The organism is Candidatus Brachybacter algidus (genome assembly GCF_016707225.1).
Lineage (GTDB): Bacteria > Bacteroidota > Bacteroidia > Chitinophagales > Saprospiraceae > Parvibacillus > Parvibacillus algidus.
This window is the reverse complement of record NZ_JADJID010000003.1, coordinates 125,184-145,243: the sequence shown is the minus strand read 5'-3', so window position 1 is coordinate 145,243 and position 20,060 is coordinate 125,184. Positions and strand designations below refer to the sequence as shown.

Annotated in this window: 11 protein-coding genes; 7 read left to right on the top strand and 4 right to left on the bottom strand. The window is 37.2% G+C overall.

Going from position 1 to position 20,060, the window contains the following annotated elements:
- Together IPI15_RS10485 and IPI15_RS10480 are read left to right on the top strand one after the other, a co-directional pair.
- Nucleotides 1–1,227 carry an exo-beta-N-acetylmuramidase NamZ family protein gene (locus IPI15_RS10485; protein ID WP_287420184.1) on the top strand — a complete coding sequence of 409 codons (1,227 nt, stop codon included), beginning with the start codon at nucleotides 1–3 and terminating at the stop codon, nucleotides 1,225–1,227.
- A gap of 43 nt (nucleotides 1,228–1,270) precedes the next feature.
- Nucleotides 1,271–2,416 carry a beta-ketoacyl-ACP synthase III gene (locus IPI15_RS10480; protein ID WP_287401542.1) on the top strand — a complete coding sequence of 382 codons (1,146 nt, stop codon included), beginning with the start codon at nucleotides 1,271–1,273 and terminating at the stop codon, nucleotides 2,414–2,416.
- Between the two features lie 313 nt (nucleotides 2,417–2,729).
- Here IPI15_RS10480 and IPI15_RS10475 read toward each other — a convergent pair whose 3' ends face one another.
- Together IPI15_RS10475 and IPI15_RS10470 are read right to left on the bottom strand one after the other, a co-directional pair.
- Complete coding sequence (locus IPI15_RS10475) at nucleotides 2,730–3,809, bottom strand: PA0069 family radical SAM protein (RefSeq protein WP_287420182.1); 1,080 nt, start codon at nucleotides 3,807–3,809, stop codon at nucleotides 2,730–2,732.
- A 218-nt stretch (nucleotides 3,810–4,027) separates the two neighbouring features.
- Nucleotides 4,028–4,858 carry an O-methyltransferase gene (locus IPI15_RS10470; protein ID WP_287420180.1) on the bottom strand — a complete coding sequence of 277 codons (831 nt, stop codon included), beginning with the start codon at nucleotides 4,856–4,858 and terminating at the stop codon, nucleotides 4,028–4,030.
- A 150-nt stretch (nucleotides 4,859–5,008) separates the two neighbouring features.
- Here IPI15_RS10470 and IPI15_RS10465 point away from each other — a divergent pair, with 150 nt between their 5' ends.
- Entirely contained in the window at nucleotides 5,009–5,503 is a 495-nt protein-coding gene (locus tag IPI15_RS10465; protein WP_287401539.1) for a hypothetical protein, read from the top strand.
- Nucleotides 5,504–5,826: 323 nt separating this feature from the next.
- On the opposite strand, the gene IPI15_RS10460 is transcribed toward IPI15_RS10465, so the two are convergent.
- A complete protein-coding gene (locus IPI15_RS10460; protein WP_287420177.1) occupies nucleotides 5,827–7,359 on the bottom strand; it encodes a CotH kinase family protein in 1,533 nt (510 codons plus the stop codon).
- 141 nt (nucleotides 7,360–7,500) lie between these two features.
- Between IPI15_RS10460 and IPI15_RS10455 the strand changes: the two genes are divergently transcribed.
- The 4 genes from IPI15_RS10455 to IPI15_RS10440 are packed head-to-tail and all read left to right on the top strand — an operon-like array spanning nucleotide 7,501 to nucleotide 16,698.
- Entirely contained in the window at nucleotides 7,501–10,566 is a 3,066-nt protein-coding gene (locus IPI15_RS10455; protein WP_287401537.1) for a T9SS type A sorting domain-containing protein, read from the top strand.
- A gap of 17 nt (nucleotides 10,567–10,583) precedes the next feature.
- The gene (locus tag IPI15_RS10450; RefSeq protein WP_287401536.1) at nucleotides 10,584–12,116 is read left to right on the top strand and encodes a T9SS type A sorting domain-containing protein; all 1,533 of its coding nucleotides are present in this window, start codon (nucleotides 10,584–10,586) and stop codon (nucleotides 12,114–12,116) included.
- Nucleotides 12,117–12,139: 23 nt separating this feature from the next.
- Nucleotides 12,140–15,151, top strand: a complete 3,012-nt coding sequence (locus IPI15_RS10445) for a T9SS type A sorting domain-containing protein (RefSeq protein WP_287420175.1) — start codon at nucleotides 12,140–12,142, stop codon at nucleotides 15,149–15,151.
- Nucleotides 15,152–15,168: 17 nt separating this feature from the next.
- Nucleotides 15,169–16,698, top strand: a complete 1,530-nt coding sequence (locus IPI15_RS10440; RefSeq protein ID WP_287401534.1) for a T9SS type A sorting domain-containing protein — start codon at nucleotides 15,169–15,171, stop codon at nucleotides 16,696–16,698.
- A 223-nt stretch (nucleotides 16,699–16,921) separates the two neighbouring features.
- Here the strand turns inward: IPI15_RS10440 and IPI15_RS10435 are convergent, their stop codons facing one another.
- On the bottom strand, nucleotides 16,922–19,855 hold the full coding sequence (locus IPI15_RS10435) for a leucine--tRNA ligase (RefSeq protein ID WP_287401533.1): 2,934 nt from the start codon (nucleotides 19,853–19,855) through the stop codon (nucleotides 16,922–16,924).
- Nucleotides 19,856–20,060 lie beyond the last annotated feature (205 nt).

Here is a 20,060-nt window from a genome sequence, read left to right as displayed (position 1 = left end):
ATGATATTTGCCAATAACTTTTATCTATTGTTCTTTATTTTTTCCAATTTGTTTTGCAATGCGCCGAAACCCGAAGTGCAACCATTCAATAGAGAAATAATAAAAGTATTTGAGGCTACTCCGATTCTTACCGGAGCTGACCAAACTGACAAATATCTACCATTTTTAAAAGGATTGCGTGTCGGTCTATTGGTAAATCAAACATCAATGGTTGGCTCCCAGCATCTGGTGGATGTTCTGAAGGAAAAGGGAGTAAATGTGACCGCTATATTCGCACCTGAGCATGGATTCAGGGGAGACGCTGATGCGGGCCAGGAACTTACCAACTCGGTGGACAAAGAAACTGGTATTCCGGTGATCTCGATATATGGAAAGAAGAAAGGTCCGGATCAGGCAGACTTGGCAAATGTGGATGTTGTCGTATTTGATGTGCAGGATGTTGGCACAAGGTTTTACACCTATTTATCTACTTTGAAATATTTGATGGAGGCATGTGCAGAGTTCAAAAAACCGCTAATGATCTTGGATAGACCGAATCCGAATGCACATTACATTGATGGCCCTGTCCTTGAAATGGAGAACACCTCATTTGTTGGAATTATTCCTATTCCAATAGTGCATGGGATGACACTCGGCGAACTGGGCTGGATGATGAATGCTGAAGGGATGCTCAAGGATAAGATAAAATGCGAATTGAAAGTGATTCAATGCGGCAACTATGATCATTTCAAGCCTTATATATTACCTGTCAAGCCATCGCCCAATTTACCTAACCAGGTTTCGATCATGTTATATCCATCACTTTGTTTATTCGAAGGAACAAACTTTAGCGTGGGACGAGGCACGGATAAACAGTTTCAGGTGTATGGCAGTCCAATTGCCAAAAAAGGCGATTTTTATTTTACACCTCAACCAAAACCTGGTGCGATGACACCTTTTCTACAAGGAAAAAAATGTCGTGGATATGATTTGAGCAATTTATCCATTGAAAAAATAAGAACCGAAGGAAAGATCAATCTCACTTATTTCCTGCAAGCTTATAAGGACTATCCTGATAAGGCAAACTTCTTTCTCAAGAATAATTTCATAGATCTTTTGATGGGTACTAAAAAATTTCAACAGCAGGTCAAAAGTGGAATGAGTGAAGCAGAGATAAGGGCTTCATGGAAAGAGGGCATTGATAAATTTAAGATAACGAGAAAGAAATATTTATTATATCCTAATTGAATGGTATGTTTGCACCATAAATATTTAAATAATTTTGAGTCAAATGGATAAACTCAACGAAGTTTATATCACAAGAATTAATACTTTTTTTCCAAATGAGCCCATTTCCAACAATGAGATGGAAGGAGTACTTGGCTTTGCTGGTGGCAAACCATCGAGGTCCAGAGCGATTGTGTTGAGGAGCAATGGTATAAAGAATAGGTTTTACGCTATAGATAAATCCGGGAAGTTTAATTACACCAACGCACAGCTCGTAGCTAAGGCCGTTGAAGGTTTGTTTGATGGAAAAATTACCCAAGATGAGATCCAATTAATTGCATGTGGCACTTCAAGTCCTGATATGATCCTGCCTAGCCTTGCATCTATGGTTCATGGCGAATTAAATACTACAGGAGTAGAACTGATAAGTGCTGCAGGAGCTTGTTGCTCCGGTATGCAGGCTTTGAAATATGCTTATTATTCTATCCTGTGTGGTGAAACAGAAATGGCAGTTGCCACAGGTAGCGAACGTGTCTCACAATACCTTCAGGGGAGTAAATTTGATGCTGAGATGGAGGATTTGAAAGTGTTGGAAGAAAATCCGATACTTGCTTTTGAAAAAGATTTTCTTAGATGGATGCTTTCTGATGGTGCAGGAGCATTTTTGCTCCAAAATAAGCCTGAGGCAGGTCATCTTAACTTTAAAATAGAATGGATCGAAATCGCAAGTTTTGCTGATCAATTAGAAACCTGCATGTATTTAGGGGCGGACAAGAATGGTTCAGAAGTGCTGCATTCCTTCGGTGAAATGACCACGAGTGACTGGGCAAAAAAGAGCGTATTTGCATATAAACAAGATGTTCGACTTCTTGGTGAAAATATCGTACCAGTAGGAGCTAAATGGATGAGAGGTGTTCTTGATAAAAGGAACGTTTCTGCTGACGATGTGGATCATTTTCTACCGCATCTTTCCTCTATGTTTTTCTGGAAGAAAATTTTCGATGAAATGCACGTACATGATATGGTCATCCCTGAATCTAAATGGTTCGTGAATCTGCCGGAAGTAGGAAATGTAGGTGCTGCTTCAGCTTATGCTATGTTGGATGGTCTTTCTAAAAATGTTGCTCTTGAAAAAGGCCAGAAAGTAATGCTATTCGTGCCTGAAAGTGCGAGATTTAGTTATTCCATCGTCTATCTGACAGTTTGCTAGGCTGGGTCGCTTTGCTTTAGGTCGCCTATATTTAGGTCGCTTTTCTTTAGTTTTTTAGATGATACTCAATTTGTGCTAAGATTCGCTATGAATTCTGTTAAAAAGCTATATCACAAAGTTGCACAAAGAAGCTCAAAGTTTCACAAAGCTGTAGGAATAAGTATCACAGAGATTCTGTGTTACCCTTGCTTCCGCGCAGCGGCCACTGGTATCAAAGAGTTCCTCAAAGAATTCTCAAAGTTTCACAAAGTTGTTTTTAAGCTCCGATAACCTACACACTTCCTAACTATCTACTTGTTAACTGGGGCACTTTTCATTCAAAGAGACTCAACTGCCCATTACCAAATCTCTTAAACAAACTGGAATCTACTTCCGGCAGGCTTCCGTCGTTGAAATACTTCTTTTTTCCGAGCATGAATTGTTGTCGTATTATGTCGGCAAAATTCCCTTCACCCCGCATTCTGATGGAAAAACGATGATCTTCTGTACTTCCACCATGCAGGCTTTCTATTTGATGGATGACTCTTTCCGCCTTGTCGGGATATGCTTTTTGAACCCAATCTTTAAATATAGTTGCAACATCACCATTCAACCTGACCATCACATAAGTCACGGCAATCGCTCCTGCTTCAGCTCCTTTTTTCATGATCTCTAATAAGTGATTATCATTAATTGAAGGGATGATAGGAGAGATCATGAGCATCACAGGAATGCCAGCATCAGTAAGTTTGCGAATGGTTTGAAATTTCTTCGCAGCACTTGCCGTTCTGGGTTCCATCTTTCTTCTCAACGATTCATCCATGCTGTTGATCGTGATGATGACCTGTGCCAGATTCTTTTCAGCCATTGGCGCCAGGATGTCAATATCCCTTTCTACCAATGAATTTTTTGTGATGATGCCTACAGGATTATTATAGAGTTCAAATACTCGGAGCATTTTTCGGGTGATTTTAAGATGTTTTTCAGCCGGTTGATAACAATCAGTATTTCCGGATAGAACAACGAGTTCACCTTGCCAACTTTTCTTTTCAAATTCGGAAGTCAGAATTTCCGGAGCATTTTCTTTATATAAGATCTTTCTTTCGAAATCCACTCCGGCACTATATCCCCAATAGTTGTGTGTGATCCGCGCATAACAATAGATGCAACCATGTTCACAGCCTTGGTAAGGATTTGCTGAATAGGGCATCCGGACGTCCGGGCTTATGACTTTGTTGATTAGCGTCTTTGGATAGATCTTGATGTATTGAGTCTTTTCTTTATCGCCTTCGTCTTCATTGTACGGTTCGTCATTATAAATGGCTTCACCTGAGCGATCCAATTTGTCAAATCGATTGTGCGTATTGAGTTGAGATCCTTGTCCAGGAATGATTTTGTCCTTATTGTGTGCCACTGGCAAATAATATTATATAACCAAAATAGTGACAAAGTTATAAAATATAACCAATTTGCGAATAATTAGTTTGGCCATCTCCGAAATTTAAAATAGTCCTCTGTAGGGACAGGTCGCGACCTGTCCCTACAGAGGACTATTTTAAATTTTATCATTCAACATCCAAAATCCAACATTCAGCATTATTTTTATTACCCATTACCCATTACAAATACCCATCACCCATGCTTCACCGGCCTAAATCCAATATGCCACAGCTTCCAATTCGCCGGAACTAAGGTATATTGCTTGGGAGCAACTGTATTTGTTTTAAAAAAAATCAGGCCAAAATAGTAGATATCGATGCTGAGGGTGACATCCGGATGTTGTTTGATTTCTTCCCAGGCTTGCATCATGCCTTTTGACCAGTATATATCATCGAAGATTAGGATCATTTCATGCTCATTTCTTGAGGAAATTAATTGGTTAAAATATCTTAAAGTGGCCTCATATGTGTGATTACCATCCAGATATACGATATCGGGAAGTTCGTTTTTTTTCAGGCATTCAAGTAAGGTTTCATCAAAGTTGCCCGTTAAAATTTCTATATTTTCCTGCCCAAGGTTTTTAAACACCTTTCGAGCTTGTGATGCTATTGCAGGATTGCCTTCAAGACTGATGACCTTGGTAGCATTTTGTGCCAGGTGAGCGGCAGAGATACCAAGGGAAGTCCCCATTTCCAATACATATTTTGGTTTAAAATAAGCACAAATATTATGCAACCAAAGCGATTTCAATTTTCCTGAAACAGCTGTTTTAGCGATTCTTGATATCTTATCGGTTTTCGAAGTTTTAGAACTTTTACTTCCTGCACCAAGATCAAGCACTTCAATTTTCTGATCAGTATTTTCTAAAGCAATTCTTTCTATTTTAATTTTCTTTTCAAAATCTTTATTTAATTTATTTCTAAAAATAAAATCGACAAATTCGTACACAAAAGGGGAGTGGACGTTGTAAAGCGTCGTGGCTCGGAAATAAAATTTTAGGAAATTTTTAATAGAGTTGATCAATCAGTTTATATTAAAATTTAACACATGTAACGTTAAGAAAGGAAATGGCTATATTATTAGCATTAAAAGTACATTCGTCTTTTGATTTAATATTAAATTAAGCCATTTGAATTCGAAATATCTTATTAATCTTGCGAAACAAAAAACAAAATGAGAATACTTTCAATATTATTTCTGGTAGTTATCATGTCATTCAGCGTTCATGCCCAGAAATACAGAACTGCAGCGGGTATCAGGATAGGTACAGAATTTGGTCTAACAGTCCAACAATTGATACTCGAAAGTACGACTATTGAAGGTATCATCCAGAAAGGTTTCTTCAACGATCAGACTTCTATCACTGTCTTATATGAACAACATCAGAAGATGATCTTCAAAGGATTAAACTTTTATATTGGAGCAGGTCCACACGCAGGCATCTATGGTAAGGATCGGGATGGCCGCAAGAACAGTTATGGATTGACAGCAATCGGTGGTATAGAAATGCGTTTCGGGAAATTATGTGCTTCATTCGACTATAAACCTGCCATCAACTTCGTTGGCGGCGAACAGATATTTGACAGCCAGACGGCGATTTCTTTGCGCTACATCATCATTCCTGCTAAGAAAAAGGAGAAGAACTGGAAGTTTTGGGAGAAGTGGTAACTTCCCCTCTCGAGGGGTGCCGAAGGCGGGGTGGCTTATTGAATGAAGAATGAAAAATGAAGAATGAGAGTGGGCGGAACTTCTAGCTCAGGAATGCAATCGATTATCATGAAAATATTGGATGTTGAATGTTTGATGTTTGAATGATTTGAGTGAGTATAATTATTGAAGTTACTAATTTAAGTAATAATACCCCGAATGGGGTTGAAGAATAATAACTCCGGGTGCAACCCGGGGTAGAAAAGTTATCCTACCAACCCCGGAGTGGGTTGAACTATTTTATTAAATAAATTCTACTTAAACATTATGAATCAAGTGATTTATTACACTCTGATTAATTTCTTCACCAAAACTCGCTTGCCCACATTCATCTGCAAATAATACACCCCTGATAGCAAATCATTGATATTTAGCAAGGCAGGAAGATCGCCATTTGATTTTTGAAGCATGACCTTACCATTAATATCTCGAAGGATCAACTCGTCATATTGTTTATCTTTTTCATTCAATGGAATGATGTTGACCTCGTCATAACCGGGATTGGGGTAGATGGCAACAGCATTGTCTGCATTAATGGTTTTTGTCGCCAGTCCCGTCAACTGATACCTGGTGCGCTGTCTTCTTTGTTCAAGAAAAGGTTTGAGGCCATAAGGTGTGTGATTGTCTATCTTTTTGGTGTAGGCATTGTGAAAGTCATTAATGTTGTATCCATAGTCTTTAGGTCGATAAGTATCAGCTTCCGCCGCCGGAGTGATAAGTACATGCCATTCATCGATCTTTGGAAAAACACTATCCGGCAAAGTCACATTATTGGTCACAGAATCCAGATAATTGATGAAGATCTGTTTGAATTCCGGTACGTTTAAAAGTGAACTAATCAGCGGGCGTGGTTCATTCTGATGATACCATTTCAGCGCATCTCGTTCCAACCAATCGATACCCAACCAATCGATGCCGAAGGTATTGTCTGTATCGTAAGCTGCATAGTGAAACTGCCCGGTAAATGGCTCTTTGTAAAGATAAAAATTGTTCTTCAGGTAAAAATAATCATCCCAGTTACCCGTTGCTATATCCACAGCATAAGTTTTTAACACACTTCTGATATTCAGGATATTGTGAATATTCGTGGAAAAGCCGACAGCGTTCGGTTTATTTACAAAACTGATCAACTCTACAAGATCTGAATAGTCATCAGCATCTTCATTCGTTTTTAGATCATATGCTCTTGTCACAGGGTCATTAAATATATTTTTGTAACCTGACTGCTCAGGGCCCTGATAAGTAAAGTCTGCCGGATAAGTACATTTGTATAAATTCCCTTTATCGGATTCAAAATGATCCTCTATCCATTCATCATCAGGTTCTTCTAAATTGGTGTAAAGGCCCCTATATTCATTGTTGATATATACTTTTACGAATGCTCCACGTCGCGGCAGGAGACCACATCTTTCATAGATGTAATAGTACAGCATTTGGCGGATCATGGTCGGGTCATTGACATTGGCGAGCAGATTTATCTTTTTTACACCTTGATACTTGCGCCCTTTTTCGTAAGTATTGAAACTAAGCTTAAAGGATTTTTTTTGATTGTTGAGCGCTGTATTGCCTTTGAGCCGGAAACCTACATGTTCCAAAGTATCCCGGGCACTCAGATCATTATAGACAAAAGTACATTTCGAATAAATATCGTTGACCTTATTATTGATGATGTATTTTAGCGTGTCAGGATCAATGGATATATGAATTTCAGATATCTGCTTGTCGTCGAAAAGTTTAGCTGTTTTCTGCGCCGAAGTTATGTTGCAAAACATCGAGAGGGCAAAGAGGAAAATAAATTTTAGTATAGATTGAAGCATAAATGTGAGATTTACAACAGTAAAGATAGTTTTGATTATTTTCTAAAATGTTAATTTTTAAAATTAAATTTCAAAAGATCCTGTTTTTCAAATAGTTAGATTTATATTTGAAAATCGTTCACAATTTAAAAACTCACATAAATGACTATACTACCTTCTAGACTTTTATTACGTTCAGTGATAAAAACCATTATTCTCTTTTCTTGCCTTACATTAGGTGTAATTAGTTCTAAAGCACAATGTATACAAGCTTATTTTATTGAAACAAAAGGCTTTTATTGTAAGGATGAAGGATCAATTTGTATTGTTACTGTAGCTAAAGGTGATGATTGTAATGATTATATTTATGAACTTGAATATTTAACGGCCTCCTTTAATTTAACTGATATTGGTGACTTTACTTTAGGGACTTCATCGAATCCATTGAAAACGAAATTGACTGCTTCCGAATTTCCGATACATGATAGTGAGATAAGAAAATGTTTGAAAGGTAAAGTGTTGATCCCTGGTTGTGTATTTACACTTAAACTAGTAAATCAATTTGATCCGACTGATATCTATGCATCTACCACATTTAAAGTGGATGATTATAAAATTCTTACAGGTATTAATACTGTATCTGCCTTAATAGGAACAGGAGATTTATTGACTCCTAACGGATTAGGGCCGGGTCCTTTCAGTATTAACACACCGCAAAAACTTGTAATTAATGGCACCCTCATTGTGGATATGGATTACTTTTTTGGTACACAGTTATATAAACTTTACAATGATATTGTGCTTACTGCAGGATCAAAGGTTATTATAAGCCAGGGTCAAGACCTGGATGTATACAGGGCTAATTTTTATAAATGCCCTGAATACAATAACTGGGAACACATTTTGGCCTTAGAAGGATCTTCAATTGAATGTGAACGAACGACCATAAGCGGTGCAAATACAGGTCTGTGGTTAAACCATAATTCTACACTTCTAACTTATGGTGCAGATTTTTTCGATAATTTTTGCGGACTAAGGGCTTCAGATGTTAACCATACTCCAATGACTGCAAACATTATTACAAGCCCTGCTTCCTTAACTAATTCGGGAACGGTTTTTAGTAATAATAAATTTGGTATTGTACTGTATGATGCTTCTCCAATTATTATAGCCAATCCGTTTTTGTTTGATAACTCTGTTGGTATTAGTATGAGTTATTCATCATTAAAAGGAGATAACATAAGTTTAAGTGATAATGATTATGGTGTGGAATCGGTCTATTCCAATAGCCTTATTGAAATTAAAAATTCAGATTTTTTCCATAATAAAATTGGACTCTATTCCATCTCATCCGAATTAGATGTAGAAGATAATCATTTTGGAAGTAATGGCTTGGCAATAAATATTTTGGGATTTAATGGTTACCATAGTAAAGTGAAAAGTAATACTTTTTTTCAGGATGACCAAGGTATATTAGGTTTGTCACATGCTTCAAGGGCTGAAATTTCCTTTAATGATATAAGAGCTAAGACTTTACCCTACTCACTAAGCGGTATTGCTCCATATTCACATATCTGGAGTTTCACCAATAACTATGCCTGGGATTTAACTAACGGTTCCAGTACATTCTCATCCACTCCTATAGTTGCACTGAATAATACCAAAAGTGCACGTGTAGGACACAATACAGATACCGGCAACGGACCTTCAGCTATCGTCAATGGGACTATTGGTATTTCAGTAAGCGGTGGAGGAAATAATGTTATAGACTATAATACTGTAGTCAATCTAATTAACGGGGCTCCCGGAATACAATTGATGGGTAGTCCGGGTGCTATGATCAGCTGTAATGAAAGTTCTGCCTCTGAGGGGCTTAGAGTAATAAATAATAATAACGCGTCGGATATTTCAGGAAATATTTTTACCGGTAACGGATATAACCTCAAATATGGAACCGCATTGAATACTTTAGGAACATCAGGCATTCAAATGTATAAAGATAATATTTTTGATGCGAGTTCTTCGTCATTTCCAAATGCTAGACATTTTGGTTCTATTGGAGAAATTAATAATAGTAAATACATAGAATCTGACTACGTTGGATCCATTCCGGTAATTCAAAATGGTCCTTATTTCCCAAATTTCCTTCCTCTTAATTCTGGATGGTTTTCTGTAGAAAGAGATGGAAAAAACTTTAAATGCGGTCCGGAGTTAATTGAGCCTGGAGATTCTACGCATTTTCGTATGGCGAATGAGAACATTGGACTTTTGAATAATAACATAGGATTAGTATACAATGCTGAAGTAGAATTTGATACCAAACTAAAGTTGATGAGGAGTTTGCGGAGATTGAATGAAATAGGAGTGATGACAGACGAGCAACAGCAATGGTATGATGAGCTTTCCGGGACTTTGTTTGGGCAGTTTATTAATATAGAAAACCTTAATCTACAAGCATCTTCATTTACCGAGGATCAGCAGGCGGGATTAAATTCTTTGGAAGATCTGATAAAAGAAAAGTCAACCTTGCTGAGTGAAATTACATGGGTCAACTATAATGAAGAAAGCGAAGAATTTGAAATAGATGAAGAAGCGAAAGCCCAATTTGAAGAGAGAAAAGAAGACCTGTCACAGGTTTTGATCGCTAAGGGGCGGATCCTGGCAGATTCACGAACACAGCTAAGGGAAATCTTACCGGCCTTAAAAGACCTTAACAATGCAATTACTCCAAATGGCACGACTTCATCTGAGAATCTGCAGGCAATCAATCGGATCCTGTATAATAGGTTAAATTCAGATACGCTGAATTATACGGATGAAGAAAAGGAGCAAATAGTACAGGTAGCGAGTCAATGTATGGGTATGGGAGGAGAAGCTGTGGCCCAGGCAAGATCGATGAGAACAGAATTTGATACAAAATATTATGAATACAATGATGAATGCCTGGTATTCAATGAATTGCCAGCGCAGCGAAAAAAGGGTGAGGAAGATTATTCATTGCGGATCAACCCTAATCCTGCAAATGAAACTACAACACTAGAAATAACTTCGATCGACGAGGAAAGAACAATTTACCTTGTAAATTACATGGGGAAAATAGTCAAAACATATGTTTTGGGTGCAAAAGAGAGCCGAAAGACTTTAAATATTGCTGAACTGCCATCAGGTTTGTATTATATTAAAATTGAAGGTTTGGACCAAAACAAAAAATTGATCAAAATAAATTAGTGTTTAAGGCTCACTAGATGAAAAAAGTAATTCAAATTTTCTGCATATTTTTTTTGGTTGTTAAAACAGTTTCAGCGCAGTACATCAATAAACAATGGGTATTTGGATATGAATATGAACCTGACTACAAAGTTGGAATGAACTGTATTGATTTCAATGATCACAAGATCGAGGTGTATCCTTATGATTACCAGGATGATGTAATCTTCATGGCTTTTTCATCAGCTTTTATTAACGACAATGAAGGGAAAATCGCATTGTTGTCGGATAATTGTTCAATATATGATAAGGAATTACATTTTATAGAAGGTGGAGAAAAAATGCATGATAATGATTTTTCTCATGAATATTGCAAAGATCATATCCACTTTTATGTAATAAGTAAATCCAATATTTTTTTTCCATATATTAAAGAGAAGGATCATTATTTTCAACTTTACAAGGATGTATATGCAACGGATGTGAAACTGGTCAGTTCCAACATCATGCTCAATAAAATCGGGTTTAATAGTCAAAATAAACTTGCTATCCAAAGTCATGATACAATAGATGATAAAAGATATCAAAGTATTGCAATAATAAACCCAACCCTAAATAAGAATAAAGATGCCTGGTGGATATTTAATCTTGGTGAAGATACAAATGAGTATAGTGCTTATTTACTAAACGATAATAAGTTGGATACAATGCATAAACAAAAAATAGGCCGGAAAATCAACGAAAGGTCTATCACTGTGAATGGTAGTATTTTTTCTCCTGATAACAAAACGATGATACAGCTGATCAATGGCATTGGTCTACAGGTTTTTGACTTTGATGATGCCACAGGAATGTTTTCCAATGCAAGAGAGATCAAAGTAAGAATTGATACATTTAAATATTGGTCATTTGGCATGTGTTATTCACCGAACAGTAGATTTGTCTATGTGGGCACTGGCGGTTCGGATGAGGATCCCCCTTATTTAAACTATTTATATCAAATCGATCTATGGGATAATAGTGTAGAGCAGTTAGCTACATTTTATCAATCGGATGAAACAGGATGGGATGTGGGCATAGGTTCTATCAGTCGTGGACCGGATTGCAGATTGTATGTATCACCCGGAAGCACATCACACTGGATGCATGTCATCCATTATCCCGATGAAGAAGGCGTAGCATGTGGTTTTCAACCAATGGCCATAGACCTGCCCTATAGAGTTGGTAAGGTTTTACCAAATTTTATGCAAGGTGGGTCAGAATGTGACCCAACCTATGAATGGCCATTTGCACTCGCCACTCAAACCCCGGTGGAGGAATTGCTGACTGATATAAATATGAGTCCCAATCCGGGAAGAGATATTGTATTTCTCAACTCTGAAAAAATTCAGCCTTCATTATGGACGCTAGATCTATATAATATGAATGGAAAGTTAATGAAATTGATGAAAGGAATCAACTCGTATATTACTCAAATCGATATTTCAGATTTAAGCGCAGCTGTGTATATCTATAAAGTCAGTGACAGAGACGGTAGGCTGCTGAAAGTGGGGAGGTTGATAAAAATTTAGTAAAAAAATTAAAACATACGAATATGAGAAGTTCAATAATTATTTTCCTTATTATTTTGATTATTACATCAGGCAAAAATCAAATATTTGGGCAGTGTAATGATCAATTTTATGTAGAAACCAAAGGTTTTTATTGTGAAAAACCCGGAACTATTTGCATAGTGACGGTATATAAAGATTTGGGATGTGAAGACTATGAATACCAATTGGAATTTCCCACTACTTCATTTTTTGTCACCAATAATGGTGATATGACTGGGTCGGTCAATCCAACAACGACTATCTATTCTGTTGAAGAAGAAGCCACCTTCGATATTACCCGGAGAAAATGTATTAGTGGACTTTTGCAGATACCAAATACTGTTTTCACGGTCAGATTAGTTAATAAGTTTGATCCAACAGATATCATTAGTACATTTACTTTTAAATTGGATGATTATAAATTAATTACCGGTACCAACACAGTATCTTCTTTAATAGCGTCGGGTGATCTCCTGGCTCAAGGATTGCCTGATCCTGGTCCTTATAGTTTAAACACACCTCAAAAGATCGTTATTGATGGTCATCTGATAGTGGACATTGATTATCTGTTCAGTAATTCTACCCTTAATTTATATAATGAAATAATTCTTAAAAATTCATCATCTATTGAAATCCAGCCGGGTATAAAATTAAATACAAGAAGGACCAATATATATAAGTGTCCGGAATATCCTCAATGGGATAGAATTGAAGCAATGAACGGCAGTACATTTGATTGCCGTACCACCACGATAAGTGGTGGCCAAACCGGGGTATGGTTAAAGCAAAATTCCACTTTTAATTCAGTAGATGTGAAGCTATTCGAGAACTTTGTCGGGTTGAGAGCCTATGACCCGTTATTCACGCCTATGACGGCAAATATCACTACCCCTTATAATCCTTTAACAGGAGCGGCCACTTCATTTTCTGAAAATGACTTCGGCATGGTTTTATATAATGCTTCCCCTATTGTATTACAATTCCCTGTATTTCTGGATAATAAAGTAGGTATATATCCTGCAAATTCTTCTTTAACTGCTACTAAATCATCTTTCAAAAGAAATGGATATGGCATCCAATGTTTTTATTCCAATCCATTAATTAGTATTAAGCAATCAACATTTGACCACAATTCTATCGGTATACATTCTATTGCAGAATCTTTAATTTTTAATGACAATACCAATGTACAATTTAATGACCTATCTATGAATATATTTGCCTTCAATGGATACAATACAGAGATAAAAAGAAATGAATTTACAGAAAACAAACAAGGTATTGTTGGTTTGACCTATGCAGCATCTGCTGAAATAAGTCAAAATATACTCAATGATGTTTCATCCCCTTTTTCACTTAATGGGATAGCACCAGGCATCCATGATTGGGATTATGTTGATAATTCTACAGCAGACATGAGCCTTATAACAGGAATACCATCCACTACACCGAATATTTCATTAAACAATACCAATGAAGCCGAAATAGAAAAGAACGATGACGGCATCTGGCAAGGCACAATTGGTGTGTATATAAATGGTGGACATGATAATTTTGTAAGTGAAAATAATATCGCCAATGATAATACGCACGGAATTGGATTAAAAGTCGTTTCCAGCCCATCATTTTTCATGAACTGCAACCATGTATATGCTGAAAATGCTTTGAATGTTTTGAATACCAATGCTACTTCCGTAATTATACTTAATTCTTTACTTGGTCCGGGATATAATATGCAGTATGGTACTGCACTAAATACTATGGCTACTTCAGGTATTCAGGAATATCGGGACAATAGATTTGAAGCAAGTGCAGGCTTCAAAGCTAAACATTTTGGTTCTATTGGAGAAATTAATAATAGTAAATATATTGAAAATAATACGGTTGGTATGACACCAGTAGCAATAGGAGGAATCTACTTTCCGCATTATGAACCTACTTCTTCTGGGTGGTTTTCAGTAGTAAAAGATGGGGAAAATCCAAGTTGCATACCACTACCAATTGAGCCTGGAGATTCTACGCATTTTCGTATGGCGAATGAGAACATCGGACTATTGAATAGTGACATAGGGCTAGTATACAATGCTGAAGTAGAATTCGACACAAAATTAAAGTTAATGAGGAGTTTAAGGAGATTGAATGAAATAGGAGTGATGACAGATGAGCAGCAACAATGGTATGATGAGCTTTCCGGGACTTTATATGGGCAGTTTATTAATATAGAAAACCTTAATCTACAATCTTCTTCATTTACGGAGGATCAGCAGGAGGAATTAAAAGCCCTGGAAGATTTAATAAGTGAAAAATTAACATCTTTAGATGAAATCACATGGGTCGTTTATAATGAAGAGACTGAAGAGTTTGAAATTGATGAAGAAGCAAAAGCTCAATTTGAAGTTATAAAAGAAGAATTATCTCAAATACTCATTAGTAAAGGTCAAATCCTGACAGCCTCGAAAATAAAGTTAAGGGGAATTTTGCCTTTATTAAATGAAATTAACGAAGGAATAACACCAAATGGCACGATTTCATCTGAGAATCTACAGAACATCAATCGGATCCTGTATAATAGGTTAATCTCAGATACACTAAATTATACAGATGAAGAAAAGGAAAAAATAGTACAGATTGCTAACCAATGTATGGGCATGGGAGGGGAGGCTGTTGCCCAGGCAAGATCGATGAGATCAGAATTTGATACAAAATATTATGAATATGATGATGAATGTTTAATATTCAATGAATTGCCAGAACAGCGAAAAAAGGGTGAGGAAGATTATTCATTTCGTATCAACCCAAATCCTGCTAATGAAACCGCAACGCTTGAGATAACTTCGATCGACGAGGAAAGAACAATTTACCTTATAAATTACATGGGTAAAATTGTCAAAATGTATGTTTTGGGTGCCAATGAAGGTCAAAAGAATATGGATATTTCAGAATTGCCATCAGGCTTGTATTATATCAAAATCGAAGGACAGGATCAAAACAAAAAATTGATCAAAATAAATTAGTACTTTAAGTTCACTATATGAAAAAAATAATTCAGATTCTCAGCTTCGTATTTTTGGTCGTTGAAGTAATTTTAGCTCAGTACAACAACAAACAATGGGTATTTGGATATCAAGATGAGCCCTCGTCTAAATTAGGATTAAATTGTCTGGATTTTACAAATCATGAAATAAAAGTTTACCCCTATGAATATCAAAATGGGATAAGCTGGATTAGCTTTAGTGGAAGTTTTATTTGTGACTCCTCTGGCCAAATCGCACTAATTTCAGATTTTTGTTCTATTTATGACAAAGAATTAAAAATTATAGAAGGTGGAGCTCAAATGCATGATAATTTTTGGTCAGCGGGCTATTGTTTAGAAGATTTTCATGTTTATTTTCCAACAAAAACAAATATATTTTTTCCTTATCTTACTTCAAAGTTGAGCTATTTTCAATTATATAAGGATTCCTATGCAACCGATGAATATGTAAGTTCCGCTTTTATTTTAAATAGAATTGGGATTAATAATCAAACTAAATTTGCTGTTCAAAGCCATGATACTATAGATGATAAAAAATATCAAAGTATAACGATGATCAATCCCACATTAAATCGAAATAAAGATGCCTGGTGGTTATTTAATTTGGGTAACAATACAAATGAATACAGAGCATTTTTGCTAAATGACGAAAAGTTGGATACAATTCATACTCAAAATATAGGACGCAAATTAAATGAACGATCTCAAACTGTAAATGGTGCTTTATTCTCCCCGGATAATAAGTTAATGGTTCAATTAGTTAATGGGATAGGTCTCCAGATATTCGATTTTAATGATGAAACTGGCTTATTCTCTAATGTTAGAGACATTAAAGTTGAAATTGACACTTTTGATCGATGGGCATTTGGAATGTGTTTTTCTCCTAATAGTAGGTTTTTATATGTCTCAACATTAGCTGACAATTCAGATCTAACTTATTTAAATTATTTATACCAAATAGACTTTCAAAATAGTGAAGTTGAATTAATCGCAACTTTTTTTCAAATAGATGAAACCGGGTGGAATGTTGGAATTGGTTCCATCAGCCGGGGACCAGATTGCAGATTGTATGTATCTCCGGCGAGTACTTCTCATTGGATGCATGTCATCCATTATCCCAATGAAAAAGGAGCAGCATGTGGATTCCAGCCGATGGCAATAGATCTGCCTTTCCGGGTGGGGCAGGTATTACCCAATTTTATGCAGACAGGGACTTATTGCGATCCGACCTATAACTGGCCATTTCCACTCGCTATCCAAACTCCCGGCGAAGAGGTCTACGCAGATATAAGTGTTAGCCCCAATCCGGGAAGAGATATCGTATTTCTCAACTCTGAAAAAATTCAACCTTCTCTGTGGACGCTGGATATATATGATATGAATGGAAAGTTGGTAAAAGTGATGAAAGGAATCAACTCGTATATTACTCAAATCAATATTTATGATTTAAGTGCTGCTGTGTATATCTACAAAGTTAGTGATAGAGAGGGCAGGTTGCTGAAAGTGGGTAGGTTGATAAAGTTGTGATAAGTATTAGAGTTAACCAGTATTAGAGTTGACTAGTATCAGAGTTAACCAATATTATAGTTGACCAGTTTTATAGAATTAGATTTAAAATGTGTTAGATTATTTTCAAATATCAACTGTAGGGGTAGGTTGTGACCGTCCTGAAAGGTGATTTTGAAATGGGAATTAGTTAACCAGTTTACCCACTCAAATACTATCTATTATAATACTCTAATACTTTCTACTACACCACCACATTCACCATTTTCCCTTTCACCACGATAACCTTCTTCGGAGCCTTACCTTCGAGCCATTTTATGATCTCAGGACGCGATAGGGTAGTCTCAGTTATTTCAGCATCTGTAGCTTCCAACGGAAAGTCCATCAGATCTCTCTTTTTGCCATTGATGCACAACGGGTAAGTGATGACACTGCTAAAAATGTGTTTTTCATCCAACTGAGGCCATGTTGCTTTATGTACACTTTCTTTATGACCCAATTGCTGCCACAATTCTTCCATCATGAATGGTGCGAATGGTGCTAACAAGATGACCATTGGTTCGAGGATAGAACGATTTTTGACATCCAGTTTGCGGATATCATTCAATGCGATCATGAAAGCGGAGATACAAGTATTCAATGCTAGTTTTTCAATATCTTCAGAGATCTTTTTGATGGTCTTATGCAGCACCTTCAATGCCTCTTCAGATGGAGCTTCTTCTGTTAGATTCAATTGGCCCCTTTCGTCAAAAAATTGAGACCAGAATCGTTTGAGGAATTTCGCCACTCCTTCGATTCCCTTGATATCCCATGGTTTGGCTTGTTCCAATGGTCCGAGAAACATTTCATACATCCTGAAGACATCAGCGCCATGGGCATTGATGACCTTGTCAGGGTTTATGACATTGTACTTGGATTTGGACATTTTCTCTACCTCCGCCTTAGTATTGAACCTGGATGGTTCTCCCGGAATAATAGAATTAAGGATGTTATGCTGAAAGTAGCCATTGGCAGTTACAAAAGCCGCTTCTGCATATTCGGAGCGCCATTGAGTAAATTTTTGGATACCGTCAGTGTCGAGATATCCACCCGTAGATTCGCCATAGTCTTTAATATAATCTATGTGAACCGTCATTTCAGAAATACCATTTAGATCCGGATTTCCTGTTGAAGTTTCAGAAGGGTAATCAGCGGCAAGTTCACTACTGATGAAGATCCTGGTCGGTTTGTTCAAGGGTGAAGATTCCCACTGTCCGGCTTCATTTTTAAAATAAACGACACTTTGTAAGTCTTTTACAAGGTATGTTTTCTCTGAAACACCTTGTATCATGCCTTGATTAACCAATTTCTTAAACGGTTCTTCTGTCACTGTAAGTCCCATGTCATACATGAATTTATGCCACGTTCTTGAGTACAATAAATGACCGACTGCATGCTCTGCACCGCCGATATAAAGATCTACGTCTTTCCAATAATTGATGGCTTCCGCAGAAAAAGGTGCATCCGCATTGTGTGGATCCATATATCTTAAAAAGTACCATGAAGAACCGGCAAAGCCCGGCATGGTGTCCGTTTCTCTCTTTAATCCTTCCTCTGCATTGACCCATTCTATCGCTTTTGCTATTGGGGAACTGCCATCTCCTGCAGGTTTGAAGTCGCGAATTTGAGGCAATTCTAATGGTAGGTCATTCAAAGGCTGTACAACTCCATCCGCATCGTAAGCGATAGGGAAGGGTTCACCCCAGTATCGCTGGCGACTGTAGTTGGCGTCCCTCAATCTAAAGTTGATAAGTTTAGTGCCAATACCTTGTACCTCAATACGTTCGAGGGCTGCCTTTATTGCATCAGGTATACTTAATCCATCCAGGAAATCTGAGTTTTTAAGTGTTCCGTCTTTTGATTCGATGTCAGCATTTTCTGCTCTTTCAATAATTTGTGGCACAGGCAGGTCGAAAGTCTCTGCAAACCTAAGGTCTCTTTCATCGCCTGCAGGTACAGCCATGATGGCGCCACTTCCGTAATCTATCAATACATAGTTGGATACATACACCGGGATTTCTTTGCCGCTGAAGGGGTGAATGGCATATGAACCTGTAAATACACCTGTCATGGATTTGTCTGCGTTCAATCTGTCGGCTTCAGAAGCCTTTGTCGAAGATTTCACGTACTCTTTCATGAGTACTTTTTGTGTCTCAATTGTCAGTTGATCGACCATGGGATGTTCAGGTGCCAATACCATGAAGCTTACTCCGAAAATTGTGTCAGGTCTTGTTGTAAATATTTCGATTTTTTCATCACGCCCTTTCAGCGAAAATGACATTTTTGCACCTTCTGAACGTCCAATCCAGTTGCGCTGCATGATTTTCAGTGATTCCGGCCAGTCCACTTTATCCAATCCATTCAACAATCTTTGAGCATATGCTGTGGTGCGCATACTCCATTGCATCATTGGTTTTTTGATCACAGGATAGCCACCTCGTTCAGATAGACCATCCTTGATCTCATCATTCGCCAATACGGTACCTAATTCTTCACACCAGTTGACAGTGCTGTATTTGCGGTACATCAAACGGTAATTCATCAGGATGTCATCCTGCTCTTTTGGTGTTGATGAGTTCCACTGCTCTGCAGTAAATTCCATTTTGGAGGTGGCTACAGCATTTACGCCCTCACTGCCATTTTCTTCAAACCTTTTAATCAGTTTGTCGATATCGACGGCCTTATTTTCACACAAATCGTAATATGCATTGAACATTTTGAGGAAGATCCACTGCGTCCACTTATAGTAATTCGGATCGCTGGTCATTAATTCTCGCGACCAGTCGTAAGAGAATCCGAGGTTGTCTAATTGTTTTCTGAACTGCGAAATATTCTCCGCAGTGCTGCTGGCTGGGTGGACACCTGTTTGGATCGCATATTGCTCAGCAGGCAGGCCAAATGAGTCATAACCCATAGGGTGCAATACATTGAAGCCATTAAGTCGCTTGTATCTTGTATAAATATCTGAGGCGATGTAACCTAGTGGATGTCCTACATGCAGTCCTGCTCCTGAAGGGTAGGGAAACATATCGAGGACGTAGAATTTAGGTTTGGATGGGTCAGTTTCTACTTTGTAGAGTCCTGATTCGTTCCACTCGTACTTCCATTTATTCTCTACATTTTTTGAATTCCATTCCATGATTGCTGCATTTTCTGTTTATGGGTGCAAAAGTAATAAAATGATATTGTATGATGGATGGAATAAAGTGATAGAACGCAGATTTATTAAGATGGTCAAGATAAGATTATGATTTGTTTGAAAACTAATATGAATTTTGTGCTTGATATGGTAAGGTTGATGATTAAAACGATAGCCTTTTTTTAAGAAATATAGAACGCAGATT